27 protein-coding genes and 1 riboswitch are annotated in these 25773 nt (G+C 38.5%); of the genes, 25 read left to right on the top strand and 2 right to left on the bottom strand.

From position 1 onward, the window contains the following. Positions 1-149 precede the first annotated feature (149 nt). A complete protein-coding gene (gene uvrC, locus ACFX40_RS11245) occupies positions 150-1916 on the top strand; it encodes an excinuclease ABC subunit UvrC (protein ID WP_060745466.1) in 1767 nt (588 codons plus the stop codon). 65 nt (positions 1917-1981) lie between these two features. Beyond that, a riboswitch (Lysine riboswitch) is annotated at positions 1982-2159 on the top strand. A 141-nt stretch (positions 2160-2300) separates the two neighbouring features. After that, on the top strand, positions 2301-3533 hold the full coding sequence (locus ACFX40_RS11240) for an aspartate kinase (protein ID WP_028410544.1): 1233 nt from the start codon (positions 2301-2303) through the stop codon (positions 3531-3533). Positions 3534-3584: 51 nt separating this feature from the next. Here the strand turns inward: ACFX40_RS11240 and ACFX40_RS11235 are convergent, their stop codons facing one another. Further along, the gene (locus ACFX40_RS11235; RefSeq protein WP_013059401.1) at positions 3585-4112 is read right to left on the bottom strand and encodes a YslB family protein; all 528 of its coding nucleotides are present in this window, start codon (positions 4110-4112) and stop codon (positions 3585-3587) included. Positions 4113-4601: 489 nt separating this feature from the next. On the opposite strand from ACFX40_RS11235, the gene ACFX40_RS11230 reads away from it, so the two are divergent. The 13 genes from ACFX40_RS11230 to ssuD all read left to right on the top strand — a co-directional run bounded on the left by ACFX40_RS11230 (position 4602) and on the right by ssuD (position 15670). After that, positions 4602-5210, top strand: coding sequence for a succinate dehydrogenase cytochrome b558 subunit (locus ACFX40_RS11230; RefSeq protein WP_013059400.1), 609 nt, complete (start codon positions 4602-4604; stop codon positions 5208-5210). A gap of 29 nt (positions 5211-5239) precedes the next feature. Continuing rightward, positions 5240-7027 (top strand): succinate dehydrogenase flavoprotein subunit, encoded by a 1788-nt coding sequence (gene sdhA, locus ACFX40_RS11225; protein WP_013059399.1) that lies wholly within the window; start codon positions 5240-5242, stop codon positions 7025-7027. 3 nt (positions 7028-7030) lie between these two features. After that, the gene (gene sdhB, locus ACFX40_RS11220; protein WP_013059398.1) at positions 7031-7804 is read left to right on the top strand and encodes a succinate dehydrogenase iron-sulfur subunit; all 774 of its coding nucleotides are present in this window, start codon (positions 7031-7033) and stop codon (positions 7802-7804) included. Positions 7805-7867: 63 nt separating this feature from the next. Then, positions 7868-8317 (top strand): acyl-CoA thioesterase, encoded by a 450-nt coding sequence (locus ACFX40_RS11215; protein ID WP_028410545.1) that lies wholly within the window; start codon positions 7868-7870, stop codon positions 8315-8317. 173 nt (positions 8318-8490) lie between these two features. Next, positions 8491-8715 (top strand): spore germination transcription factor GerE, encoded by a 225-nt coding sequence (gene gerE, locus ACFX40_RS11210; protein WP_013059396.1) that lies wholly within the window; start codon positions 8491-8493, stop codon positions 8713-8715. A 200-nt stretch (positions 8716-8915) separates the two neighbouring features. Continuing rightward, positions 8916-9245, top strand: a complete 330-nt coding sequence (locus tag ACFX40_RS11205) for a hypothetical protein (protein WP_253351894.1) — start codon at positions 8916-8918, stop codon at positions 9243-9245. Positions 9246-9393: 148 nt separating this feature from the next. Next, positions 9394-9894: a cation:proton antiporter regulatory subunit gene (locus ACFX40_RS11200; protein ID WP_013085158.1), complete on the top strand. Its 501-nt coding sequence runs from the start codon at positions 9394-9396 to the stop codon at positions 9892-9894. After that, positions 9895-11106 carry a cation:proton antiporter gene (locus ACFX40_RS11195; RefSeq protein WP_025750630.1) on the top strand — a complete coding sequence of 404 codons (1212 nt, stop codon included), beginning with the start codon at positions 9895-9897 and terminating at the stop codon, positions 11104-11106. 190 nt (positions 11107-11296) lie between these two features. Further along, positions 11297-12040: an ABC transporter ATP-binding protein gene (locus ACFX40_RS11190; RefSeq protein ID WP_377255026.1), complete on the top strand. Its 744-nt coding sequence runs from the start codon at positions 11297-11299 to the stop codon at positions 12038-12040. Positions 12041-12073: 33 nt separating this feature from the next. After that, on the top strand, positions 12074-13060 hold the full coding sequence (locus ACFX40_RS11185; RefSeq protein WP_217598420.1) for an aliphatic sulfonate ABC transporter substrate-binding protein: 987 nt from the start codon (positions 12074-12076) through the stop codon (positions 13058-13060). Positions 13061-13070: 10 nt separating this feature from the next. After that, positions 13071-13925 carry an ABC transporter permease gene (locus ACFX40_RS11180; RefSeq protein ID WP_050688585.1) on the top strand — a complete coding sequence of 285 codons (855 nt, stop codon included), beginning with the start codon at positions 13071-13073 and terminating at the stop codon, positions 13923-13925. A 69-nt stretch (positions 13926-13994) separates the two neighbouring features. Next, complete coding sequence (gene ssuE / locus ACFX40_RS11175; RefSeq protein WP_098333395.1) at positions 13995-14549, top strand: NADPH-dependent FMN reductase; 555 nt, start codon at positions 13995-13997, stop codon at positions 14547-14549. Next, the gene (ssuD, locus tag ACFX40_RS11170) at positions 14546-15670 is read left to right on the top strand and encodes an FMNH2-dependent alkanesulfonate monooxygenase (protein ID WP_377254942.1); all 1125 of its coding nucleotides are present in this window, start codon (positions 14546-14548) and stop codon (positions 15668-15670) included. Before ssuE ends, ssuD begins: the two co-directional genes overlap by 4 nt. Positions 15671-15736: 66 nt before the next feature. Here ssuD and ACFX40_RS11165 read toward each other — a convergent pair whose 3' ends face one another. Further along, the gene (locus tag ACFX40_RS11165; RefSeq protein ID WP_013059387.1) at positions 15737-15943 is read right to left on the bottom strand and encodes a hypothetical protein; all 207 of its coding nucleotides are present in this window, start codon (positions 15941-15943) and stop codon (positions 15737-15739) included. A 240-nt stretch (positions 15944-16183) separates the two neighbouring features. Between ACFX40_RS11165 and ACFX40_RS11160 the strand changes: the two genes are divergently transcribed. From ACFX40_RS11160 to ACFX40_RS11115, 10 genes are all read left to right on the top strand, one after another. Continuing rightward, complete coding sequence (locus ACFX40_RS11160; protein ID WP_377254939.1) at positions 16184-18202, top strand: penicillin-binding transpeptidase domain-containing protein; 2019 nt, start codon at positions 16184-16186, stop codon at positions 18200-18202. 442 nt (positions 18203-18644) lie between these two features. Then, the gene (locus ACFX40_RS11155) at positions 18645-19277 is read left to right on the top strand and encodes a DUF47 domain-containing protein (RefSeq protein WP_218039679.1); all 633 of its coding nucleotides are present in this window, start codon (positions 18645-18647) and stop codon (positions 19275-19277) included. Positions 19278-19292: 15 nt separating this feature from the next. Next, on the top strand, positions 19293-20291 hold the full coding sequence (locus tag ACFX40_RS11150; protein ID WP_013059384.1) for an inorganic phosphate transporter: 999 nt from the start codon (positions 19293-19295) through the stop codon (positions 20289-20291). Positions 20292-20405: 114 nt separating this feature from the next. Continuing rightward, positions 20406-21020, top strand: coding sequence for a PH domain-containing protein (locus tag ACFX40_RS11145; protein WP_013059383.1), 615 nt, complete (start codon positions 20406-20408; stop codon positions 21018-21020). A 211-nt stretch (positions 21021-21231) separates the two neighbouring features. Further along, a complete protein-coding gene (locus ACFX40_RS11140) occupies positions 21232-21675 on the top strand; it encodes a MarR family winged helix-turn-helix transcriptional regulator (protein WP_013059382.1) in 444 nt (147 codons plus the stop codon). Between the two features lie 10 nt (positions 21676-21685). Then, the gene (gene racE, locus ACFX40_RS11135; protein ID WP_025601441.1) at positions 21686-22480 is read left to right on the top strand and encodes a glutamate racemase; all 795 of its coding nucleotides are present in this window, start codon (positions 21686-21688) and stop codon (positions 22478-22480) included. Positions 22481-22593: 113 nt separating this feature from the next. Further along, positions 22594-23679: a GerMN domain-containing protein gene (locus ACFX40_RS11130; RefSeq protein ID WP_025601439.1), complete on the top strand. Its 1086-nt coding sequence runs from the start codon at positions 22594-22596 to the stop codon at positions 23677-23679. A gap of 134 nt (positions 23680-23813) precedes the next feature. Beyond that, positions 23814-24560, top strand: coding sequence for a ribonuclease PH (gene rph, locus ACFX40_RS11125; RefSeq protein ID WP_013059379.1), 747 nt, complete (start codon positions 23814-23816; stop codon positions 24558-24560). 9 nt (positions 24561-24569) lie between these two features. Beyond that, positions 24570-25163 (top strand): XTP/dITP diphosphatase, encoded by a 594-nt coding sequence (locus ACFX40_RS11120; RefSeq protein ID WP_025601437.1) that lies wholly within the window; start codon positions 24570-24572, stop codon positions 25161-25163. A gap of 15 nt (positions 25164-25178) precedes the next feature. Next, complete coding sequence (locus ACFX40_RS11115) at positions 25179-25691, top strand: metallophosphoesterase (RefSeq protein WP_013059377.1); 513 nt, start codon at positions 25179-25181, stop codon at positions 25689-25691. Positions 25692-25773: the final 82 nt, after the last annotated feature.

Raw genomic sequence — 25773 nt, 5'->3', positions numbered from 1 at the left:
TATGCGTTCGTTTGTTTTATACTAGATGTAAGGAACACCGTCACAAATCCGGCTTATGTGCATGTATTGTAAAGCAGAAAAGAATGTAGGTTACGCTTCATAAGCGAATGTATAGATGGACAGAGTAAGAGAAGAGGAAGGAGAAAAGTATGAATGATTATTTAAAAGAAAAGCTGGCTATTTTACCGGATCAGCCCGGCTGCTACTTGATGAAAGATAAATATGGAACGGTCATTTACGTAGGAAAAGCAAAAGTATTAAAAAATCGAGTGCGCTCCTACTTTACCGGATCTCATGACGGAAAGACGCTTCGACTTGTAAACGACATTGTCGATTTTGAATATATCGTCACATCTTCTAATTTAGAAGCGCTTATTTTAGAAATGAATTTAATTAAAAAGCATGATCCAAAATACAATATCATGCTTAAAGATGATAAGGGCTATCCCTTTATTAAGATTACAGCTGAAAAACAGCCCCGGCTTGTTATTACAAGAAAAATAAAAAAAGATAAAGGGAAATACTTCGGTCCTTATCCTAACGTTCAAGCTGCAAATGAAACCAAGCGGCTTCTTGATCGCATTTATCCACTAAGAAAGTGCTCTACCATGCCAGACAGACCTTGTTTGTATTACCATATCGGGCAATGTCTAGCTCCTTGCGTAAAAGAAGTAAAAGAAGAGCAAAACAAACAAATTATTGAAAATATCACGCGGTTTTTAAATGGTGGATATGAGCATGTCAAAACAGAGTTAACTGAAAAAATGTTAAAAGCTTCAGAAGAACTTGACTTTGAAAGGGCTAAAGAATATCGAGATCAAATTGCTCATATTGAAGCGACAATGGAAAAGCAAAAAGTAACGTTTAATGATTTTGTTAATCGAGATGTGTTTGGCTATTCTTATGATAAAGGCTGGATGTGTGTTCAAGTTTTCTTTATTCGCCAAGGGAAATTAATTGAGCGAGAAGTTTCTATGTTTCCTTTTTATAAAGAGCCAGAAGAAGATTTCTTAACTTTTATCGGTCAGTTTTATGCCAAAAATATTAAGCCAAAAGAAGTGCTGGTTCCAGCAACGATTGATGCAGAGTTAGCTGAGAAATTAGTAGAAGTAGAGGTTCAGCATCCAAAGCGAGGCAAAAAGAAAGAATTAGTAGAACTTGCGTGTAAAAATGCAAAAATTGCGCTCGGTGAAAAATTCTATTTAATTGAACGAGATGAAGAGCGCACGGTTGGCGCAGTTGAACGGTTAGGAGAAGAGCTTGGAATTGCAGCGCCTTACCGGATTGAAGCATTTGATAACTCAAATATTCAAGGGACAGATCCCGTTTCTGCGATGATTGTTTTTGTTGATGGGAAACCGGAAAAGAAAGAATATCGCAAATATAAAATTAAGACCGTAAAGGGACCAGATGATTACAGTTCCATGAGAGAAGTCGTTCGCAGACGGTATTCCAGAGCGTTAAAAGAAGGTCTTCCGCTTCCAGATTTAATTGTTGTAGATGGAGGCAAAGGGCATTTAGCTGCAGTACAGGACGTTCTCGAAAATGAATTGGGACTTTTAGTGCCTACAGCAGGTCTTGTCAAAGATGATAAGCACAGAACCTCCAACCTGATGATTGGTGAGCCTCCTCAAATCATACCGCTTGAACGCAATAGTCAAGAATTTTATTTGCTTCAGCGAATTCAAGATGAAGTTCACCGATTTGCGATTACTTTCCACCGTCAAGTGCGCTCTAAGTCCGCTTTTCAGTCTGTTCTGGACGACATTCCGGGAGTGGGAGAAAAGCGTAAAAAAGCTTTGTTAAAGTATTTTGGTTCGGTGAAAAAATTGAAAGAAGCAACGGTTGATGATATTCGAAATTCAGGTGTTCCTCAAAACATTGCTGAAAAAATTTATGAAACATTACAAAAATAGTCTTGAAATAATAGAAAATATTTGATAAGCTATTAACTAATTTCATACGACACTTCATCAAATGAAGTGAAGATAGAGGTGCAAATTTAATCAGTACGTATCAGGAAGGGTATGAGCCCTTATGAATGAGACGGAAAGGGAAATTTGCCGAAGTGAACATTACCTCATAGTAATGATTGCTGGTTCTGCGTTGAATAAACGTAGGATTGTCAAGATGTAGATTCTTGGAGAGCTATCTCACGGCAGTGGACGGTTATGTTTTATAATTTTCGTTCGTTAAGCAATGAGAGCTCATCTCATTGCTTTTTTTATTGTCTGAGTAAAAAAATTTAGCTTCTCATCATCCTGCATATGCAAATTTATTGAAAAGGAATGAACAAAATTATGGCATTAATCGTTCAAAAATTTGGTGGAACATCTGTTGGTTCTGTTGAACGTATCCAACATGTAGCAAACCGTGTTATTCAAGAAGCAGAGCGCGGTAACCAAGTAGTTGTTGTTGTATCGGCAATGGGCAAAACGACAGATGCACTGGTGAAATTAGCAAGTGATATTACGGACAGTCCAAGCAAACGCGAAATGGATATGCTTCTTACAACTGGAGAACAAGTAACGATTTCCCTGTTAACAATGGCCCTTCAATATAAAGGGTATGAAGCAACTTCGCTAACAGGTTGGCAAGCTGGTATCCAGACGGAAGCAGTTCACAGCAATGCACGAATCCAGCACATTGACACGACTCGTATTCAAAGCCAATTAGATAGAGGCCGAATCGTAGTAGTAGCTGGATTCCAAGGCTGTTCAGAAGATGGAAGCATTACAACATTAGGTCGAGGCGGCTCTGACACTACGGCAGTAGCTCTTGCCGCAGCATTAAAAGCTGCAAAATGTGATATTTATACAGACGTAACAGGAGTGTTTACGACAGATCCGCGCTATGTAGAAGATGCTCGTAAGCTTCACTCTATTTCATATGACGAAATGTTAGAATTAGCTAATTTGGGAGCAGGGGTGCTGCATCCGCGCGCTGTTGAGTTTGCAAAAAATTATCAGATACCGCTAGAAGTGCGTTCAAGCTTAGAAAACGAGAATGGAACGATTGTTGAGGAGGAAGTTTCAATGGAACAAAACTTAGTCGTAAGAGGAATTGCGTTTGAAGATAATATTTCACGAGTGACAATTGAAGGGTTAAACAATGAGTTGCAAACTCTTTCTACTATTTTTACAGCATTAGCAAAAGAACAGTTAAATGTGGACATTATTATTCAAAACGTAACGGCTAATAATCGTCTCTCTATCTCATTTTCTATTAAAACCGTAGACGTAGATGCCGCTCTTGCCGTCTTAAAAGAGTATAAATCTACTTTAGGATATACGCGTATTGAACATGAAAGCGGTCTGGCTAAAGTATCAATTGTCGGCTCTGGCATGATTTCTAATCCAGGCGTTGCAGCCGAAATGTTTGAAGTGCTGGCAGGGGAGAAAATTGAAGTGAAGATGGTCAGCACGTCTGAAATTAAAGTATCTACAGTTGTACCGCACGCTGATATGGTAAAAGCTGTTGAGACGCTTCACGTAGCATTTGAATTAGAAGAGCAGCAAGCAGTGCACGTATAAAGAAGAGAAAAAAGACGTGGTATCTCCACGTCTTTTATATATACGTATTTCCTACTTTTTATAGCGCTCCGCGCGTGTTTCGGTAGGTAAGATATCTTTTCGGTCCCACTGCACGGAAATCAGCACTTTTCCGTTCTTTTCTTTATGTGTTAAGTAGGCTTCTGTTAGGCAGTTGTTTTGACGCTGAATCTGTTCAGCCACAAATCCTGACTCAAGATGAAACGAACAAGTTTCCTGCTGAAATCTTTTGCTGACCACATCACCTGATAACTCAAGCTCGAGTGAATATTTATCTTTTTTTGCAAGCGTCAGTGTTCCCCAGGAAGCTGCTTTAAAAAAAGCGACGATTTCATCCATTGTATTTAATGGGTATTTCCGCGCAAGGTGTTTTCCTGCCCAGTATGAAATGGTATTTGTTTCGTCTCCAAGAAGCTCTGGAATTAACACGTCACGCAAAAGGCTGTATCCGAAATATGAAACGTGATCAAGAGTTCTCTCTGTTTCAGCTGTGACGTTAGGTTCTGATGTTTCCATCGTCTCTTCAAGTTCTTGCTGTGATTCTGTTTGTAAATTGCTCATGCTTTCCCCTCTTTCTTTACTACTATTATATACAAATCTAAAAAACCTCTCACGCATTTTTTTAATAAAATGTAAGAGGATCTTTATTATGGTAAAAAGAGTTAGATGTAAAGATGAAAAATCCATAATATACCTTTTAAAAAGGTACTTTTACCTGTGTAAATGTTTTGTGAACTTGTTTACAATAAAAGCATAAAGTAAACGCTTACTTATTTGTGGCAAGCAATATTATAATAGAAAGAAAAAATCTGTAACATCAATACAGTAAGCGTTAACAAATATAAAATTTTATAAATTTATATTTTATAGAAGATTTAAACATCTTGCCTTGACGCTCTTAATCGATGGGAGTAAAATTAACCTGTCACATACTTTATTAGGAAATGCAAAGGTTTTCATTTCCTGTATTCACGATTAATCTATTTGTCTAGTGGGAGTAAGAAAGTTCTTCACAAACTATGTTCATTTAACTAAGGGGGGTCTACGCAGATGGCGGCAAACAGAGAGTTTCAATATCGGAGAATCCATTCATTACTTGGGGTAATACCAATCGGGATTTTCTTAACACAGCATTTAGTTGTGAATCATTTCGCGACAAAGGGAGAAGAATCATTTAATCAAGCAGCTCACTTCATGGAGAGCTTACCTTTCCGCTATGCTCTAGAAATTTTCATTATTTTCTTACCAATCGTTTTTCACGCAATATACGGTCTTTACATCGCATTCACTGCTAAAACAAACGTTAACAACTACGGTTTTTTCCGTAACTGGATGTTTATCCTTCAGCGTGTTTCAGGTGTAATCACACTTATCTTCATCACATGGCACGTATGGGAAACCAGAATACAAGCTGCGCTTGGAAAAGAAGTAGATTTTCAAATGATGGAACGAATTTTAAGCAACCCGGCAATGCTTGCATTCTACATAGTTGGTGTTGTATCTACGATCTTCCACTTTGCAAACGGTCTATGGTCATTTGGAGTTAGCTGGGGGTTAACTGTAACACCACGTTCTCAAAGAATTTCAACTTATGTGACATTAGCAATCTTCTTAGCACTTACATTTGTAGGTGTTCGTACATTATTCGCATTTGCATAAAATTAAGGTTTTGAAGGAGTGGGGTTCCGATGAGTAACGGAAAAATCATCGTAGTCGGTGGCGGTTTAGCTGGCTTGATGGCAACAATAAAAATTGCTGAGTCTGGCAAGCAAGTAGATTTATTTTCACTAGTTCCGGTAAAAAGATCTCACTCAGTTTGCGCGCAAGGTGGAATCAACGGAGCCGTAAACACGAAAGGTGAAGGGGATTCACCATGGGAACACTTTGATGACACAGTGTACGGCGGAGACTTTTTAGCCAACCAGCCACCTGTAAAAGCAATGTGTGAAGCAGCTCCTGGTATTATTCACTTACTTGACCGCATGGGTGTTATGTTTAACCGTACTCCTGAGGGTTTGTTAGACTTCAGACGATTTGGCGGGACGCAGCATCACCGTACGGCTTTTGCTGGAGCAACAACGGGTCAACAATTATTGTACGCATTAGATGAGCAGGTTCGTCGCTATGAAGTTGCCGGACTTGTGACAAAGTACGAAGGATGGGAATTCTTAGGTGCTGTTCTTGACGATGAGCGCAGCTGTCGCGGAATTTCTGCACAGAATTTAAAATCAATGGAAATTAAAACGTTCCCAGCTGACGCGGTTATTATGGCTACAGGTGGACCTGGGATTGTCTTTGGAAAATCGACGAACTCAGTTATTAATACCGGTTCAGCGGCATCTATCGTGTATCAGCAAGGTGCATACTATTCAAACGGAGAGTTTATTCAAATTCATCCAACTGCTATCCCAGGAGATGATAAGCTTCGTCTTATGAGTGAATCTGCTCGTGGAGAAGGCGGACGCGTTTGGACATATAAAGACGGTAAACCTTGGTATTTCTTAGAGGAAAAATATCCTGCGTACGGTAACTTAGTACCTCGTGATATTGCCACTCGTGAAATTTTTGACGTCTGCGTAGCCCAGAAGTTAGGAATTAACGGAGAGAACATGGTTTATCTGGACCTTTCACATAAAGATCCAAAAGAGCTAGACATTAAACTTGGAGGTATCATCGAAATCTATGAAAAATTCATGGGCGATGATCCGCGCAAGGTACCAATGAAGATTTTCCCAGCCGTACACTATTCAATGGGCGGTTTATGGGTGGATTACGATCAAATGACAAATATTCCTGGCTTGTTCGCAGCTGGTGAGTGTGATTATTCACAGCACGGAGCGAACCGTTTAGGAGCAAACTCCTTATTATCAGCTATTTATGGTGGTATGGTTGCTGGTCCTAAAGCCGTTGAATACATCAATGGTTTAGAAAAGAGCGCAGATGCTATTTCTTCAAGCGTATATGATCGTCATGTGAAAGAAGAAGAAGAGAAATGGAACAATATCATGAATCTTCAAGGCACAGAAAATGCATACGTTCTTCATAAAGAGCTAGGGGAATGGATGACTGACAACGTGACAGTCGTACGATACAATGACAAACTGTTAAAAACAGATGAAAAAATTCAAGAATTAATTGAACGCTATGATCGTATTAACATTAATGATACGGCTAAATGGAGTAATCAAGCGGCAACATTTACTCGTCAGCTGCAAAACATGCTTCAGCTTTCACGTGTTGTAACGCTAGGAGCTTACAACCGTAACGAAAGTCGCGGTGCCCATTATAAGCCAGATTTCCCAGATCGTAACGATGAAGAATTCTTAAAAACAACAATGGCATCTTTTGTGGATAAGAAAACGGCTCCTTCTTTCCATTATGAAGAGGTAGACGTATCGTTAATCAAACCGCGTAAGCGCGACTACACAAAGAAAAAAGATGAAAAACCAAAAAAACAACAAGAGGGGGTTCGTTAATCAATGAGTGAACAACAAACAGTCCAAAAGACAGTGCGCTTCATTATTACACGTCAAGATTCAGCTGAATCTGCTCCTTACAATCAGGAGTTTGAAATTCCGTATCGTCCGAATATGAACGTTATTTCAGCACTGATGGAAATCAGACGTAACCCTGTTGATGCTTCAGGTAAAGAGGTTGCACCGATAAACTGGGAAATGAACTGTTTAGAGGAAGTATGCGGAGCCTGTTCAATGGTCATCAACGGTAAACCTCGTCAGTCATGTACGGCTCTTGTTGATAAACTAGAACAGCCAATTCGCTTACAGCCAATGAAAACATTTCCGGTGGTTCGTGACTTGCAAGTAGACCGCAGCCGTATGTTTGATTCACTAAAAAAAGTAAAAGCCTGGGTTCCAATCGATGGCACATACGATTTAGGGCCAGGACCGCGTATGCCTGAAAAGAAACGTCAGTGGGCCTACGAGTTATCCAAATGTATGACATGTGGCGTTTGCTTAGAAGCTTGTCCAAACGTAAACGACAAGTCAAACTTCATCGGTCCAGCACCGCTTTCTCAAGTTCGCTTGTTTAATGCCCATCCAACCGGTGCGTTAAATAAAGGAGAACGTTTAGAGACGATTATGGGTGATGGAGGACTAGCGAACTGCGGGAACTCTCAAAACTGCGTTCAATCATGTCCAAAAGGAATTCCATTGACTACTTCAATCGCAGCTTTGAACCGCGATACAACAATTCAAGCATTCAGAAGTTTCTTTGGTAGCGATCAAGTATAATCACTCAAAACCTCTCCACGCGGAGAGGTTTTATTTTGTCTATGACGAACGGAGGAAATACAGATGAATAATATTTCGTATATTGAAGACATGGATCATTGGAAAGAGTCATTTTCGTTTAAGCAGGAGATCAAGGTAAGATTTTCAGAAACAGATATGTTTGGGCATTTAAATAATACGGTTCCTTTTGTTTATTTTGAACAAATACGTACGGAATTCTTTCACCATATTGGCTTTATGCAAAAGTGGACGAGTGAGCATGAGGGAACGATACCGGTGGTGGCTGATTTGCAGTGCGATTATGTCAAACAAGTGTATTTTGGCAACGTGCTATCTGTTTTTGTAAAAGCTCATAGAATTGGACGTTCGTCGGTTGATTTACACTATATGATTCAAAATAAGCAAAAAGAGGTTGTGCTCACCGGGAGAGGAACAATGGTGCAAATTTCTAAAGAAACAGGAAAAAGCGTGCCTTGGGATGAAGAGATGAAAAGGTGTTTATCAAATATATGAAAATGGCTTGAAGGCTCTTTCTTCAGGCTTTTTTCTTTTTTAAAGGTAAAAAAGAGTTTTTTGCATATTTTTTCTAAAACTAGTAACCGCGTAGGCATACCGCACATAAGATATGTTGACTAAATTTACACCCATCCGATAGTTCAACTCAGGATCAGGCAAGGAGGGTTACATTGAAAGAAAAAGAGTTTCAACCTAAACCGCTACTTACAAAGCGTGAACGAGAAGTATTCGAGCTTTTAGTACAGGACAAAACAACAAAAGAAATCGCGAGTGAACTATTCATTAGCGAAAAAACAGTTCGAAATCATATTTCTAATGCGATGCAAAAGCTTGGAGTCAAGGGGCGTTCTCAAGCAGTCGTAGAACTCCTTCGAATGGGAGAACTTGAACTATAACATGAGCTGGCTTTCTTCTTAGAAAGCCAGCTTTTTGTATATTTTTTTAAGTGTCGCATACATATCTAAAAAGAATGGCGTTAAGAAAATATTATAAAAAAGGTAAATCTTTATAAAAAAAACTTATTGCTTGAAATTGAATTTCAGAGTACGTATACTTTTAAGTAAGGAGATACTAGTTCAGAAGAAAGAGAGGTGAGATGATGAAAAATGTATGGATGAGCTTATTGTTATGCATGATATTCTGTTTGCCTTTTGCGAGTTTGCCAGATAAATTTATTGATAACGACTTTGAAAAAGTGAAGGTCACAAAAAGTTCGGTTCAGCATTACACCGATATTGTGCACATGTCTCCAGGAGCTAAGCACAGCGTTAAACAAATAGGATCCCTCATACAAAGCGCGATAGTAACTTTTGCTTTAGTATGGACGAGTGCCAAACTCATCATTCCAACGCATCAAATTGCGTATTTTATCCTCAAGAAAACACTTTTTTATCCGAAAATCTTTCAATCAAGTTACCTCAATTAAATAAAAAAGGTTGAAATTTCAACAGCCTTTTCTTCAAACCTAAAATTACCAACTATTCTTAGGCTTATTTGCTATGCGGATTTTCTATGCAGATAACGCGACAAAATTAAAAAATTCTTTTTAAAAACTTTATAGGAGTGATCATTCGATGATGATTAAAGAAACGGAGTTACCAGGAATCGGCCGTAAATTTGAAATTGAGACAAGCGGAGGAAACCGCGTAGTCGTTATCATTCATGATGATGGACGACGTGAAATCTACCACTTCGATCAAAAAGATTTAGAAGAAAGCATTTTTGACATTACGTTAACAGATACGGAATCAAGACAGCTAGCGGCAATTTTAGGCGGCATGATTTACAAGCCAAAAGCAATGGAAACCATTGAAGTGGCATTCAATGACTTAGTTATTGAATGGTACAAAGTTGAAAAACAAGCGAAAGCTCACAGTAAAACAATTGGTGAAATTGACGTTCGCAGCAACTATGATGTCACTATCATCGCCGTCATTAAAAACACGCAAAAAAAATTATCCACACCAGGACCAGATACGTTAATTGAAGAAGGAGATACGCTTGTCATCTCTGGTGAAAGAGGAAATTTAAAAACGCTCATTAAAGAATTGCTTTCACAAGGAGGTAGTTCATAATTGGATCATTTAGTATTTGAAGTTGGGACAGCTTTGTTACTAGTTGCTTTAGCGGCTATACTAGCACATAAATTTAAATTTACGATTATTCCATTCCTCATTCTTTTGGGCATGGCGGTTGGTCCCCATGCTCCTGAGTTTGGCTCATTCAGTTTAAAGTTTATTGAAAGCCAAGAGATTATTGAATTTATGGGGAGAATTGGAGTTCTCTTTTTACTGTTTTATTTAGGATTAGAATTTTCAGTTGGAAAGCTAATTAAATCAGGTAGGTCCATCGCGGTGGGAGGATCTATTTATATTTTAATTAACTTTACTTTAGGATTATTGTATGGATACCTGACAGGAAATCCTCTTCTTGAAGTGCTGATTATCGCTGGAATTATTACGATTTCGTCCAGCGCAATTGTCGCAAAAGTATTGGTTGATTTAAAACGAACAGCGAATCCAGAAACGGAACTGATATTAGGGATCATCATGTTTGAAGATATTTTCTTAGCCGTTTATCTTTCTGTCGTTTCAGGGTTGGTGCTTGGAGACCACGGATCGCTTGCTGGATCTTTAACATCTATTTTAATTGCGTTTGGCTATATGATGCTGTTCTTTATCATTGCTCGAAAAGCCACGCCGCTACTAAATAAACTTTTAAATATTTCATCAAACGAAATCTTTATAATCGTCGTGTTTGCGGTATTGTTTTTTGTGGCAGGCTTCTCAGAAACAATTCACGTGGCAGAAGCAATTGGTGCGTTATTGCTTGGACTTGTCTTTTCTGAAACGGAACATCGCGATCGTATTGAACATCTTGTCGTACCATTTCGTGATTTCTTTGGAGCTATCTTTTTCTTCAGCTTCGGGTTAAGTATTGATCCTCTCACACTGTGGGATGCAGGCTGGCTTGCGCTTGGCGCAGTTGCGCTTACGATAATTGGTAACTTTACAGCCGGTATGATTTCAGGAAGAAAAAGCGGGCTGTCACATAAGGCCTCTACCAACATTGGGTTAACGATTATGTCACGAGGCGAGTTTTCGATCATTATGGCTAACATTGGAATTGAAGGAGGATTATCTGCAATTCTTCAGCCATTCGCCGCGCTTTATGTACTGATTTTAGCTATTATTGGCCCTTTGTTAACGAAGGAGTCTAAGCATATATACGGATTTTTAAACTCGGTATTTAAATGGAAAAAACCAAATCCTCAAGAATCAAAGTGATAAAATATATAAAACACAGTTGACAAATCGGATTAATATGATAAAATTCAAAATAATCCAATAACAAATCAGTTAAATATAGCAACGGGCTGATCGGTCAACCGAAAGCTCCTACCTTTTTCAGGTAGGAGCTTTTGTGTTTTTAGATGAACGAGCTTTTGATTTAAAAATTCAAGGAGGAGGAACTGCTGTGAATGTTGTCATTCAATCTGTTAACAGATCATTTCAAAAAGGAGAACAAGTAACTCAAGCATTGCGAAATGTAAATCTTACGATTAATAAAGGTGAATTTATAACCGTTATTGGTCCGAGCGGATGTGGAAAAAGTACGCTGCTTAAAATGATTGCAGGACTTGATATGGATTATGAAGGGCGTATTGAAATAAACGGGAAGCACATAGGCGGACCTAGCATTAAACAAGGAATGATCTTTCAAGAACACCGCTTGTTCCCATGGCTTAATGTGGAGCAAAATATAGCGGCTGACTTATCGCTGAAAGATTCGAACGTTCGGCGCCGCGTAGATGAGTTAATTGATATTGTCAGGCTGAAAGGATTTGAAAAAGCTTATCCTCGAGAATTATCTGGAGGGATGTCTCAACGAGTCGCTATTGCGCGTGCTCTTTTAAGAAATCCAGAAGTTTTATTGTTAGATGAACCCTTCGGTGCATTAGATGCTTTCACTCGCACTCATTTGCAAGATGTGCTGCTAGACATATGGAAAAAAGAAAAAACAACCATGATTTTTGTTACCCATGATTTAGACGAATCCATTTACTTGGGTACTAAAATTGTGATTATGAGTGCCAGACCAGGAGAAATTAGCCGGGTCGTTCCAGTAGAAATTAGTCATCCGCGAAAAAAGACAGAACCACCTTTTCAGCAGCTGAGGCAGCAAGTACTGAAAGAATTTGAAGAAGCAGGAGAACATTAAAGATTCAATAAGACAGAGAAGGAGACAGAACAGATGAAAAAGCTACTTTTAACTGCAGCTATTGTACTTGTTCTCGCATTGGCTGGGTGCGGGACGAAAGAAAAAGCGAGCGGAGAAGATTCAAAAAACGTTACGATTAATATTGGTATCCAACAAAGCTTAGGTCCTTTAATGCTGGCACAAAACCAAAAATGGTTTGAAAAAGAATTTAAAAAAATAGGTGTAAATGTCAAATGGACAGAGTTTCAAAGCGGTCCTCCGCAATTTGAAGGTATAGCATCTGGACACTTGGATTTCGGCCAAGTTGGAAATTCACCGGTTATTTCTGGTCAAGGGGCAGACATTCCGTTTTTAGAAATTGCTAATTCCAGCGACGGGTTGAAAGGAAACGCTATTTTAGTAGGGAAAAACAGCAAGATTAAAAGCATAAAAGATTTAAAAGGTAAAAAGATCGCGGTTGCGAAAGGAAGCAGCGGTTTTAATTTATTGTACAGAGCTCTTGACCAAAATGGGTTGAAGCCAAGTGATGTAAAGATTATTCAGCTTCAGCCAGACGAAGCTCAGCCAGCATTTGAAAATGGGTCAGTGGATGCATGGTCAATCTGGGAACCGTTTATCTCACTGCAAAACTTAAAAAATGAAGCTCGTATTTTAGCAGACGGCGATTCATTAAAGGTTGCTTCACCAGGTTTTACTATTGTAAGAGAAGGCTTTGCAAAAGATCATCCAGAGTTAGTCGTTAAGTTTTTACAAGTTTATCAAAAAGCGCTTGAATGGCAAAACGAACATTTTGAAGAATCTGTGGATATTTTAGCAAAGCAAAAAAATCTAGATAAAGACGTAGTAAGACAAGTGTTAAAAAATAATCCTGCCTATAATCGCCCAACTTCTAAAGAAATTATTGCAGAACAACAGCGAACAGCTGATTTTCAACAATCTTTAGGCGTTATTAAAAAGAAAATTGATACTGGAGATGTTGTTGATAATTCATTTATTGAAAAAGCATTAAAAGAAAAATGAGGTGATGAAAATGAGTAAAACATCTGTGGTTTCAGGACACGTCCAGTCTTCAGCAGCTCACTTGCAAAAAGTGAAAAAAAGAAAGGAAGAAGTGAAAAATAAGCAGGGAATTTTCCTTCGTTCTCTTGTCGTGCCACTTCTGCTTATCGTGGTGTGGCAAATCATTGGTTCCGCGGGCTATGTATCTAAAACTGTTCTTCCTACACCTGTTGATATTGTACTTTCTTTTAAACAACTCATCGTATCGGGGGAACTTGGAGCTAATCTTCAAATCAGTATTTTGCGTGCCGCCATAGGTTTTGCCGTTGGAGCTGGACTAGGGTTACTATTTGGTGTAATTGTCGGTTTCTCAAAGAAAACGGAGCACTATATGGATCCATCTATTCAAATGCTTAGAACTGTTCCACACCTTGCATTGGCCCCTTTATTTATCTTATGGTTTGGCTTTGGTGAAATTTCAAAGATATTGCTAATCGCAAACGGTGCATTTTTCCCAATCTATGTTAATACGTATCTAGGCATTCGCGGCGTTGATTCGAAATTATTTGATGTTGCTCGTGTTCTTCAATTTAGTAAATGGAAACAAATCACAAAACTTATTTTACCAGCTGCTCTTCCTAATATTTTACTTGGTGTCCGGTTATCTTTAGGTATTGCATGGCTCGGACTGGTAGTTGCTGAATTAATGGGAGCAAGTGAAGGTGTAGGATACATGATTATGGATGCTAGACAGTTTTCTCAAACGGACGTAGTTTTTGTCGGAATTATCATTTTTGCTGTTGTAGGCAAATTAACCGATTCATTTGTTCGAGTATTAGAAAAGCGTCTTCTTAAATGGAGAGACAGCTACGCAGGTGAAAAATAAAAGAAGGATTTATACACGTATTAATCCTTGTAAATCTATCAGTTTTATAAGCGAAAAGGAGAGATGATAATGAGCCAGGTTACAATTATTACAGGAAGCCCTTCAAAGCAATCAAGGTCAGCTGCTTTAAGCGAGTATATTGCAGCATATCTACAAGATGAAAAATATGAAGTGAAAACCGTGCATGTCCGTGACTTGCCCGCTGAAGACTTAGTATATGCTAACTTTTCTAGCCCTGCGATTCAAGAAGCTCAAAAGAAAGTCGCAGATGCTGATGCCGTTATTATTGTCAGCCCAATCTATAAAGCTAGCTACACAGGAATTTTAAAAACATTTTTAGATTTAATACCTGAAAAAGGTTTTCACAATAAAACCGTGCTGCCGATAGCTACAGGGGGAACCATTGCTCACCTACTGGCTCTTGATTATGTATTTAAGCCGACTTTATCCGTTTTAGGGGCTACTGCTCTTATTCATGGAGTTTATATTGTTGATTCTGAGGCGGCTTATACGAAAGAAAATGAAATTGAGTTTATTGCGGAAGAAGCAGAAGCGAGAATTAAACGTTCATTAAAAGAGCTGGGATATCATCTAGAACAAACGAAAAGGAGTGTTGAATCATGAAAATACTATGGTTTATTCCTTCCCATGGAGATGGAAGATATTTAGGGACAAATCGAGGAGGTCGTTCAGCAGACTATTCATATTTTCGGCAAGTTGCTCAAGCAGCTGACCGTTTAGGGTTTGAAGGAGTTTTGATTCCAACGGGGAAATCATGCGAAGACCCTTGGCTATTAGCTGCTTCACTTATACCTGAAACAGAGCGTTTGAAATTTTTAGTAGCTGTACGTCCCGGCATTATGGCCCCTTCCGTGGCAGCGCGCATGACCTCGACTCTTGATCGAATTTCAAACGGTCGTTTACTAGTTAATGTAGTAGCAGGAGGAGATCCGGCAGAATTAGCGGGAGATGGCCTTTTCTTATCACATGATGAACGTTATGAAGCTGCGGATGAATTTTTAGATGTGTGGAAAGGGTTATTGGCTGGAGATACGGTTAATTATGAAGGAAAACATATTCATGTAGAGAACAGTGAGCTGTTGTATCCACCTGTTCAAAAACCTTCTCCACCTATTTATTTTGGCGGATCTTCACCCGCCGGACAAAAAGTTGCAGCAAAACATTCTGACGTGTATTTAACATGGGGCGAACCTCCTGAACAAGTAAGAGAAAAAATAGCGGCTGTGAGAAAGCAAGCAGAAGCAGAAGGCAGAACCGTTAAGTTTGGGATTCGTTTGCATATTATTGTACGGGAAACCGAAGAAGAAGCTTGGCAAGCAGCCGATCGATTAATTCAGCATTTGGACGAAGACACGATTCAAGCAGCACAGCGTACTTTTGCTAGGTATGACTCAGTCGGGCAGCAGCGAATGGCGAGCCTTCATAGAGGAACCCGAGAAGAACTTACGATTAGCCCTAACTTATGGTCAGGTGTAGGGCTCGTCCGGGGAGGTGCAGGAACTGCACTAGTAGGCAGTGCTGAAAATGTAGCGAAACGAATAAAAGAATATGAAGCTTTAGGAATTGAATCTTTTATTTTATCAGGCTATCCGCATTTAGAGGAAGCTTATCACGTAGGAGAGTTATTGTTCCCGCTTTTAAATATTGATGACGGTGAAGGAAAGAGTAAAAGCATCGGTGAGATTATTGCAAACGATAGGTTTCCAAAAGCTTCAACATCGTAAAAGAAGAACCGGTGAAAAATTCACCGGTTCTTCTTTTACATTCATCTCAGCCGAGAGACGAGTTCGTTAAATTGTTGGTTTAGGTTTTTCAGGTGCAGCTTGTTTATCTTTTCGACTTTCTTGAATATATACTTTAAATAGAAAAATATTTAAACAGCCCAGTGTGAGGAATAACGGTGCAAAATAATATTCTTGAGACATAAGTAGGACGAAAACGCTTCCAAAACAGAACAGAGAACTAAACATAAAGTAAAACTGTAAGAATCTTCTCATTTTAGTCGCCTCCTATTCTTTTTCTTCTTACAATTATTATATCAAATACTTTCCAAAAAAGACACAAAATATTCACAAAATGTTCAATTTTTTTCTTGTTTACCTATTGATTTTTTTGTCGATATGTAAATTTAGTGGGTTGTAATACCAATTAATTCCTGATCATAACTTTCCGATGGAAAGTTTATGTAAAATTTTATATGATAGAGAAATGGTATTGAAAAAAGGGGGAAAATCATCATGAGACGAATTGGGTGGCTATTTTTTACTATGGCAATTCTCTTATTAATAACTGCCGGTTGCTCAAATGATCAACAGAAAGCACAGGATCGATTTGATAAATATGTAGCCATGTGGAATAAAGAAGATTTTAAAGGCATGTATGGATACTTGTCTAAAGATGCTAAAAAGACGATTTCAGAAAAAAATTTTATAAATCGATATAAAAATATCTATGATGCAATTGAAGCGGACAAGCTTAAAGTGAAGGCAAGTAAAATAGAAGACTTAGAAATAAAAGACCATAAAGCTGTTTTACCTTTTGAAGTAAACATGGACTCTGTAGCCGGTGAAATCTCATTTAAAGAAAATGCTGCTGTGGTTCAAGAAAAACAAGGGGATACAGAGAATTGGTATATTAATTGGAAGCCTAATATGATTTTTAAAGGACTTAAGCAAGGAGAGCAAGTGAGAGTAGCTGCTCAGTCAGCTGTGCGTGGAGAAATTATGGATCGTTCAGGGAAATATTTAGCTCAAAATGGAGAAGCGATTCAAGTTGGAGTTGTTCCCCAGCAGTTTTCTAAAGGCGGCGAGCAAGCTATACAACAATTAAGCAAGACTCTTGCTCTTTCAGAAAAAAGTATTAATCAAGCACTGAGCGCTTCTTGGGTGAAAAACAATCAATTTGTTCCTATTAAAACAGTTAGTCAAAAAGACGCCTCTAATTTAGAGAATTCTTTGAAAAAAGTAGAAGGCATTCAACAAAAAAAGGTAAATGCGCGCGTATATCCTTGTGAAGAAGCGTGTGCCCATTTAGTTGGATACGTTGCGCCTGTCACAGCGGAATATTTAAAAGAGCATAAAGATGAAGGCTATAATGCTCAGTCTAAAGCTGGAATGATTGGCTTAGAGTCTTTATATGAAGATAAGCTTCGTGCTCGAGACGGCGTCACGATTTATACAGTAGATAAAGATGGCAATAAAAAGAATGAAATTGCAAAAGTGAATCCAAAAGACGGGGAAAGCATTCAAGTTACGATAGACACGAATGTTCAAAAATCCCTTTATGAACAGTTAAAAGATGAAAAAGGAGTAGCTACTGCTCTTCAACCTAAAACGGGAGAAATATTAGGTCTTGTAAGCACGCCAGCTTTTGATCCGAATTCTTTTTCTTTTGGAATCGATGCTAATACGTACCAATCCCTTTCAACGAATCCCGATAAGCCGTTAATGAATCGCTTTACCAAAACGTATTCTCCGGGATCTACATTTAAGTTAGTCACGGGAGCTTTAGCGGTTGATGAAGACGTGGTAAATCCAAACGAAAGTATATCAATCAGCGGGAAGAAATGGCAAAAAGATAAAAGCTGGGGGAATTTCTACGTAACACGAGTGGGAAGCAAGCCGAATGTTAATTTACGTGATGCTTATGTTACATCTGATAATATTTATTTTGCGCAGACTGCTTTGAAGCTAGGTTTAGACAAATTTAACAGTGGTTTAAAACAGTTTGGGTTCAATCAAAAAATGCCTGTTAATTATCCTTTTGAAACGTCTAAAATTGCAGGTGATCAAGATATTAAAGATGAGGGAGTATTAGCAAACTCTGGCTATGGCCAGGGGAAACTGCAAGTGAATCCTCTCCACTTGGCATTGATGTATACATCGATTGTAAACGATGGAAACATAGTAAAGCCTATTCTTATGAACAGTGATGAGAGTGGGATATGGAAAAAACAAGTAATATCTAAAGAAACGGCGCAATTAATTCAAAATGATTTAGTTGATGTCATTGAAGATAAAAACGGTACGGGTCATGCTGCAAAGATAGATGGGTTAACCCTGGCTGGAAAAACTGGAACGGCAGAATTAAAGAAAACTCAAGGTGAAAAAGGGCAGGAAAACGGCTGGTTTGTAGCTGTGGATACAAAACAGAAAAACCTACTCGTTTCAATGATGATTGAAGGAGTAGAAGATAAAGGCGGAAGTCATTACGTCGTGCCGAAAGTAAAAAATGTATTTCAGCAATATAATAAGTAAATAATAAAAGCCAGTTCTAAAGGAGCTGGCTTTTATTATTTACACAAGAGGAGTAATGTTAAGTTTTTGTAAATCCCAGTTTTATACAAACTCTGAAAACCCTTATTTTAAAGGGAATGAACGTATTATTGTTAATGTATTGTAAAGAGACCTAAAAAAATGTGTTTGAAAAGTTATTGACAATTAACAATAATAGGAGTAATTTTTGACTTGGCGTAAAAAAATGAATCGCATAACCTATAAGTAAAAGAACCATCTTTTGGGACTTTTGCTCTGGTAAACGTTTGTTTTTTTCGAATTTTTTGATACACAAGAGAGGTGGTTTCTCTCGTTATAGTAATGAACAGCTAAGTTTTATCCATTACTTTAAATGAAAAAAGAAACTAGAACACATATAAAAAGATAGAGAGAAAAAACGAGTGGTAAAGTTTCGATAAATTGGATGGAGGATTGCAACGTGATCAAAAGAAAAAAAGACAAGTTTTCTGAAATGTTAATGGACATTGCCCAAAATATTAAGGACTCAGCAGATTTTTTAGGCAGCTTTGAACTTCAAAATGTATCTGACCTAAAGGAATTTGCCAATGTTTTAAAAGCGTATGAATCAAAAGGTGATAAATACGTGCATACAGTGATTACTGAGTTGAACAAAGCATTTATTACTCCAATTGAGCGTGAAGATATTTTACAGCTAGCAATGAGCATGGATGATGTACTTGATGGCATCGACAGCTTTGCTGCTTTAATGGAAATTCATTCAATTACGACATTTGATGAATATGTAGCTGAATTTGTTAAAAATATTCAAGGCTGTGCTGAAGAGATTTTAATTACTATTAATTTGTTGTCTGAGAAAAAGCTTCTTCAAATTAGTGAGCATGCAATTAAAATTAAAGAGTATGAGTCACATTGTGATACATTATATCGTCGTGCATTAAAACAATTATTCGCAACATGTAAAGATCCAATTAAAGTTATTCAATATAAAGAAATTTATGAAACGCTAGAAGAAATCGCGGATTACTGTCAAACGGTTGCAAACAACTTAGAATCAGTTATTATGAAGAATGCGTAACGGGGCTATATTATAATGGATTCGATGCTAATATTAACTATTCTAATTGTAGTTGGTGCACTTGGTTTTGACTTTATCAACGGATTTCACGATACAGCTAATGCCATTGCGACTTCTGTTTCAACCAAAGCTTTAAAACCGCGACATGCAATTCTTTTAGCCGCAACCATGAACTTTGTCGGTGCTATGACGTTTACGGGCGTAGCCAAAACGATTACAAAGGATATCGTTGATCCTTATACGCTTCAAAACGGTTCTGTCGTTATTTTAGCAGCATTAATTTCTGCTATCGCGTGGAACCTAATCACATGGTATTTCGGTATCCCGAGTAGTTCTTCTCATGCAATTATTGGATCGATTGCAGGAGCAGCTATTGCAGCTGCTGGATTTGGTGCTTTAAATTACAAAGGTTTCATCAAAATCATTGAAGCCCTTCTAATTTCACCAGTTCTAGCCTTTGTAGTAGGTTATATTGTCTATACGATTATCAAACTAACGTTTAAAAACCATAACTTGACGAAAACGAATAAGCGTTTTCGACGCGTTCAAATCCTGACTGCAGCCCTACAATCTTACACACACGGTACGAATGATGCGCAAAAAGCAATGGGTATCATTACGCTAGCGCTTATTGCTAACAATATGCAAAGCGGTACTGAGATTCAGTGGTGGGTACAGCTGGCTTGTGCGGTCGCAATGGGGCTTGGAACGTCAATTGGTGGATGGAAAATCATTAAAACCGTCGGCGGTAAAATTATGAAAATTCGTCCTGTTAATGGAGTAGCTGCGGACTTAACAGGGGCTGCCATTATCTTTGGAGCAACGTTTATTCATCTACCTGTCAGTACTACTCATGTTATTTCATCTTCTATCTTAGGTGTAGGTTCTGCTCACCGAGTGAAAGGTGTAAAATGGGGAACTGCACAGCGCATGGTGATTACATGGGTTATCACATTGCCAATTTCAGCTTCATTAGCTGCACTTATCTATATGATTTTAAATTTGTTATTTTAATAAATGTGGAGCTTCTTTTTAAGAAGCTCCTTTTTTTTATTTACATCCCCTCATTTGCACAGTACACTTAAAACATGAAAATAACACAATTGTTTTTAAAAGGGAGATGGGGAAATGTTTGGAAAAGTGGCTGCTGATGTATTGGGGCTAAGTGATATTGGTTCTGTTATTAAGCCGGTTGATTATGACAAGGTAGATGCAGACGATTACGTTATGCATGAAGAACAAGAAAAAATTTATTTTCTAATCAAATCAAAGTCAGATGAATATTGCTTTACCAATAAAGCGCTCATTCATCTTGATGGAACAAGTGCTACAAGCAAAAAGCGAATGCTTCGCCGCTATAACTACAGCACAAATCACATTTCAAACGTGATGCTAGAAACGGCTGGAACTGTCGATTTAGATGTGGAAATTAAATTTAAAATTGGCTCGGAGACTTTTTCTATCGATGTACACAAAAAGCATATAGAAGAGGTAAAAGATTTATATAAAGCGCTGTTTAAAATGTCTGAAATAACGCGTGAAAATGAAATTGCGCTCGATTTTGCTAAACAAAGCATTCAGCTAGCTTCTTCTACGCTAAGCAGTACACGAAATACAAGTGGAAGTGTTGCTGGTGAATTTAAAGAAATTAACGAAGCCGCGTTTTCTTGGTTATTAGATAAAAAAACAGCCTACACAACAAAAGATTTCAGCTCAGTTTTCGAGCTGTATATCAATAATTAATAGAAACAGCTGCTCCTTTTATGGAGCAGCTGTTTTTTAATACTGAATGAGAGTATGTAGACTTATGATGAACGTTGTAGAATCCTCATGTTAACCTTGAAAAATCACTGAAAAAAGAGCACAATATAAAATAGAAAAGAGAAACAATAGAGACGGGTTTAACTGAAAGAAATAATAGAAAATAAGACTTATAGGTGGAAAGGATTACGGTATGACAGCAAAAAATAATGAGGATACAGTGGCAGAATTAGAGAAGTCACTTCGACATATTGCAGCGATTGTGAAACAAAAAGGAAGAGAAATTTTAGAAGACTATACGATTACGCCACCTCAGTTTATTGCTTTGCAGTGGCTGTTTGAACGTGGAGATATGACGATTGGCGATTTATCAAATCGGATTTTTCTCGCTTGTAGTACAACGACAGATTTAGTAGATCGTATGGAAAAAAATAAGTTGGTGGTTCGGGTGAAAGATCCAAAAGACCGCCGCGTAGTGCGTATTCATTTGCTTCCTGAAGGAGCACGTGTTATCGAAGAAGTAATTGAAAAGCGACAAACGTATTTAAATGGCGTACTGGCAAACTTCTCTCCGAGTGAAACGGAAGTTTTACGAGTAACGTTACGAAAATTGCATGATGAAATGAAAGAAAAATGAGGCGATTGTTTTGAGTAGACCAATTGGTGTTATAGATTCAGGTGTGGGCGGATTAACGGTAGCAAAGGAAATTATGAGACAGCTTCCGAAAGAACAAATTATGTATATTGGAGATACAGCCCGCTGCCCATACGGTCCTCGTCCTAGTGAAGAAGTACGAGCTTTCACGTGGGAGATGACTAATTATTTAGTAGATAAAGATATTAAAATGCTTGTTATTGCGTGTAATACGGCTACGGCAGTTGTGCTGGATGAAATTCAAGAACAGCTCGATATTCCGGTTATAGGCGTCATTGAACCAGGATCACGCGCTGCGCTTAAAGTAACTAAAAATCATAAAATAGGCGTAATCGGCACAAATGGAACCGTGAAAAGTCAAGCCTATACACATGCACTCCGCGCTCTTCATACGAGAGTGGAAGTGGAAAATTTGGCATGCCCTTTGTTTGTACCTCTTGTAGAGAGCGGTAATTATGAAGGACCGGAAGCGCAGCGAATTGTAAAAGAAACATTAAAACCTTTTTATCATACAGATATGGATACCCTTATTTTAGGATGTACGCATTATCCGTTATTAAAGCCAGTTATTCAAGAAGCAATTGGGCCTCGAGTTCAGTTAATCAGTTCTGGCGAAGAAACGGCAATAGAGGTAAGTGCCATTCTTTCTTATAGCAATTTACTCGCTCCTAGAAACATGGAGCCTGAACACTACTTCTTTACAACAGGATCAACAGAACTGTTTCAATCTATTGCATCTAAATGGTTTGAGCACCCTGTATATAATGTTGAACATATCAAGCTTTAAAACCGTGCATATTATGCTCGGTTTTTTTTGTGGACAAAAACTTTTTTGAGCTGGTCTAAAATGCAAAAAAGCTCGTATACATAGTAGTACAAACAGTCTGAGGAGGGAAAGGAATGTCCAAAAAGACCCAACTTGTTCTCATATCCGCCGTGGTGACCACATCTGTATTGTTATCCGGCTGTGGACTTTTCGGAGGGGATAACGCAGCAAAGGAAATTGATCCGCCAAAGGATGTCACCTATGTGAAAGATGAAAAATCATTAGCGACTGAAGCGAAAGTAACGGAAGCTAATAAAAAACAAAGTAAAGCGGCAGAAACATCTGCGCCTACCAAAAGAGAACTCTACTTAATTGATAAAAACGGGTACGTTGTTCCCCAGACGCTTGAAATTCCTAAATCAAAAGGTGTCGCTAAACAGTCTCTTGAATATTTAGTAGAGGGTGGACCAGTCACAAACTTATTGCCAAATAATTTCCGAGCGGTTCTTCCTGCTGATACAAGAGTTTTAGGGACAAAGCTGGAAAGTGACGGGACGATGGTAGCAGATTTTTCACCTGAATTTGCTGAATATAAAAAAGAAGATGAACTCCGTATCCTGCAGGCCGTCACTTGGACGCTGACGCAGTTTGAAGGCGTAAATAAAGTTAAAATTCGCATTAACGGCTATGATAAAGATGAGATGCCTGTAAATCATACGCCAATCAGTAAAGGGTTGAGCAGAGCAGATGGCATTAACTTTGATAATACTGGAGTAGTTGACGTAACTCAAACAAAGCCAGTTACGATTTATTACTTAGCTCAAGAGGGCAAACAAACTTACTATGTTCCTGTCACAAAACGAATTGCTTCTGATGACAAGGATATGTACACTGCAATTGTGAACGAACTTGTAGAAGGACCTGCGCCTGCATCAGGTTTAGTGACAGATTTTAATCCCGATGCAAAGCTCGTAGCAGCTCCAAAGTATGCGGACGGTGAGTTAACGCTTAACTTTAATAAAAACATCTTTGGAAATTTAAAAGGCACGGAAATTTCTCAGCATGTTCTTGACTCCTTGGTGTTATCGCTGACAGAACAAAAAGCCGTAGATAGCGTTGCCATTAAGGTGAATGGCAAAAAAACGCTAAAAGATGAAAAAGGGAAAAAATTGACGGAACCAGTTTCAAGACCGAAAAATGTGAACACAGGTAGTTTTTAAAAACAAATTTTTGTTATACTAGTAAAGGACTAAGTAGAAAGAGGTCTGCTGAAATAGCGACCTCTTTCCGCTGTTTTATAGTTAAAATGGAAGAGACTATTACATATAAATGAATTTATAGGAGGACATGCTTAATGCGTTTGGACGGTAGGGAATTTAATGAATTGAGACCTGTATCTCTTCATACTTCATACTTAAAGCATCCAGAAGGATCTGTATTAATCTCGGTGGGAGACACAAAGGTTATTTGTACAGCAAGCATAGACGACAGAGTGCCTCCTTTTATGCGTGGACAAGGAAAAGGATGGATTACAGCTGAATATTCTATGCTGCCTCGAGCTACGGCACAAAGAAATATACGTGAATCATCAAAAGGTAAAGTCACAGGACGAACAATGGAAATTCAGCGTCTAATCGGACGAGCTCTTCGTTCTGTAGTCGATCTGGAAAAGGTCGGAGAAAAGACAATTTGGATTGATTGTGATGTTATTCAAGCTGATGGAGGCACAAGAACAGCATCGATTACAGGTGCTTTTGTGGCTATGGTTTTAGCGTTTGGAAAGCTGGTTGAAGAGAACAAGCTAACAGAAATCCCTATTCGTGACTACTTAGCTGCGACTTCAGTAGGTATTCATGGAGAAAATTCGATTTTAGATTTAAATTATGAAGAAGATTCGACAGCGGAAGTTGACATGAATATTGTGATGACAGGAAGCGGACAGTTTGTAGAATTACAGGGAACGGGAGAGGAATCGACGTTTTCGAGAGAACAGTTAAACCATCTTCTAGATTTGGGAGAAAAAGGTGTTTATCAATTGATTGAACAGCAAAAGGAAGTTCTTGATCACCTGGCTGCTTACATTCCGGTTAAAGAAAGGTAAGGGATTGACGTGCGTGAAATCATTATTGCAACTAAAAATGCAGGCAAAGTAAAAGATTTTGAAACACTTTTCTCGCCAAAGGGATTTAAAGTAAAATCGCTTCTTGATTTTCCTGAGATTGAAGACGTGGAAGAAACGGGCGTTACATTTGCAGAGAATGCGACACTAAAAGCAGAGGCCATTTCATCCGCATTAAATAAGCCGGTCATTGCCGATGACTCCGGGCTTGCTATTGACGCCTTAAACGGGGAGCCAGGCGTTTATTCCGCGCGTTATGCTGGTGAAAATAAAGATGATAATGCTAATATAGAGAAGGTACTTCAAAAGTTAAATGACGTGCCGTTTGAAAAGCGCACGGCACGCTTTCATTGTGCTCTTGCTATTGCAGTGCCTGGAAAGAGAACCGAAATTGTAGAAGGCACGTGTGAAGGGCACATCTTGGAGGAAAAAAGAGGGGAAAACGGTTTTGGGTACGATCCCATTTTCTTTGTAGAAAAATGGAGATGCTCCATGGCAGAATTGACCAAAGAGCAAAAAAATCAAATTAGTCACCGAGCAAATGCGTTAAAAAAACTAGCACCGCTAATTGATGCGCAATTTTAGAAGGAGTGATGACGTGTGAAACTATTAATTGTAAGCGATAGCCACGGGTTACAAGAAGAACTGCTCACTATCAGAGAGAGACATGCTGATGTAGATAAGATGATCCATTGTGGGGACTCTGAGTTGCCGCAAGACAGCAAAGAAATGTCTGCTTTTTTAGGCGTTCGAGGAAATTGTGACTACGATGCATCTTACGTTAATGATCGAGTAGAGTCGCTTGGAGAAGCTACGTGTCTGGTTACACACGGTCACTTATATAATGTTAAAATGTCTATGATGAATCTGCATTACAAAGCGAGAGAAGTCGGGGCAAACGTTGTTTGCTTTGGGCATTCTCACATAGCGGGAGCTGAGCTCATGGACGGAGTGTTATTTATCAATCCAGGAAGTATGTTACTTCCTCGTATGAGAAAAGAACGTACGTATGCTATACTAGTAATGGATGGTACAGAAGCTACCGTGCAGTTTTACGATATAAGCGGTAAACATATTCCTAGCATGCAGTTAACCTGTACACTTTCAGCATAATATAGCCAAATATAGGGAGAAGAGAAGGTTTTTTACCTCTCTTCTCATAAAATTTCAAAAAAACGTTGACTTTTAAATTATA

The sequence above is a fragment of the Priestia sp. YIM B13552 genome, assembly GCF_042787775.1.
GTDB classification, from domain to species: Bacteria; Bacillota; Bacilli; order Bacillales; family Bacillaceae_H; genus Priestia; species Priestia megaterium_E.
This window is presented reverse-complemented; position numbering and strand designations above follow the sequence as displayed.

What these genes read in the sequence shown, in the direction of transcription:
- uvrC (WP_060745466.1), top strand. Translation starts at nt 150, where the DNA reads ATGAATGATTATTTAAAAGAAAAGCTGGCTATTTTACCGGATCAGCCC.
- ACFX40_RS11240 (WP_028410544.1), top strand. Translation starts at nt 2,301, where the DNA reads ATGGCATTAATCGTTCAAAAATTTGGTGGAACATCTGTTGGTTCTGTT.
- ACFX40_RS11235 (WP_013059401.1), bottom strand. Translation starts at nt 4,112, where the DNA reads ATGAGCAATTTACAAACAGAATCACAGCAAGAACTTGAAGAGACGATG.
- ACFX40_RS11230 (WP_013059400.1), top strand. Translation starts at nt 4,602, where the DNA reads ATGGCGGCAAACAGAGAGTTTCAATATCGGAGAATCCATTCATTACTT.
- sdhA (WP_013059399.1), top strand. Translation starts at nt 5,240, where the DNA reads ATGAGTAACGGAAAAATCATCGTAGTCGGTGGCGGTTTAGCTGGCTTG.
- sdhB (WP_013059398.1), top strand. Translation starts at nt 7,031, where the DNA reads ATGAGTGAACAACAAACAGTCCAAAAGACAGTGCGCTTCATTATTACA.
- ACFX40_RS11215 (WP_028410545.1), top strand. Translation starts at nt 7,868, where the DNA reads ATGAATAATATTTCGTATATTGAAGACATGGATCATTGGAAAGAGTCA.
- ACFX40_RS11205 (WP_253351894.1), top strand. Translation starts at nt 8,916, where the DNA reads ATGATGAAAAATGTATGGATGAGCTTATTGTTATGCATGATATTCTGT.
- ACFX40_RS11200 (WP_013085158.1), top strand. Translation starts at nt 9,394, where the DNA reads ATGATGATTAAAGAAACGGAGTTACCAGGAATCGGCCGTAAATTTGAA.
- ACFX40_RS11185 (WP_217598420.1), top strand. Translation starts at nt 12,074, where the DNA reads ATGAAAAAGCTACTTTTAACTGCAGCTATTGTACTTGTTCTCGCATTG.
- ACFX40_RS11180 (WP_050688585.1), top strand. Translation starts at nt 13,071, where the DNA reads ATGAGTAAAACATCTGTGGTTTCAGGACACGTCCAGTCTTCAGCAGCT.
- ssuE (WP_098333395.1), top strand. Translation starts at nt 13,995, where the DNA reads ATGAGCCAGGTTACAATTATTACAGGAAGCCCTTCAAAGCAATCAAGG.
- ssuD (WP_377254942.1), top strand. Translation starts at nt 14,546, where the DNA reads ATGAAAATACTATGGTTTATTCCTTCCCATGGAGATGGAAGATATTTA.
- ACFX40_RS11165 (WP_013059387.1), bottom strand. Translation starts at nt 15,943, where the DNA reads ATGAGAAGATTCTTACAGTTTTACTTTATGTTTAGTTCTCTGTTCTGT.
- ACFX40_RS11160 (WP_377254939.1), top strand. Translation starts at nt 16,184, where the DNA reads ATGAGACGAATTGGGTGGCTATTTTTTACTATGGCAATTCTCTTATTA.
- ACFX40_RS11155 (WP_218039679.1), top strand. Translation starts at nt 18,645, where the DNA reads ATGGAGGATTGCAACGTGATCAAAAGAAAAAAAGACAAGTTTTCTGAA.
- ACFX40_RS11150 (WP_013059384.1), top strand. Translation starts at nt 19,293, where the DNA reads ATGGATTCGATGCTAATATTAACTATTCTAATTGTAGTTGGTGCACTT.
- ACFX40_RS11145 (WP_013059383.1), top strand. Translation starts at nt 20,406, where the DNA reads ATGTTTGGAAAAGTGGCTGCTGATGTATTGGGGCTAAGTGATATTGGT.
- ACFX40_RS11140 (WP_013059382.1), top strand. Translation starts at nt 21,232, where the DNA reads ATGACAGCAAAAAATAATGAGGATACAGTGGCAGAATTAGAGAAGTCA.
- ACFX40_RS11130 (WP_025601439.1), top strand. Translation starts at nt 22,594, where the DNA reads ATGTCCAAAAAGACCCAACTTGTTCTCATATCCGCCGTGGTGACCACA.
- rph (WP_013059379.1), top strand. Translation starts at nt 23,814, where the DNA reads ATGCGTTTGGACGGTAGGGAATTTAATGAATTGAGACCTGTATCTCTT.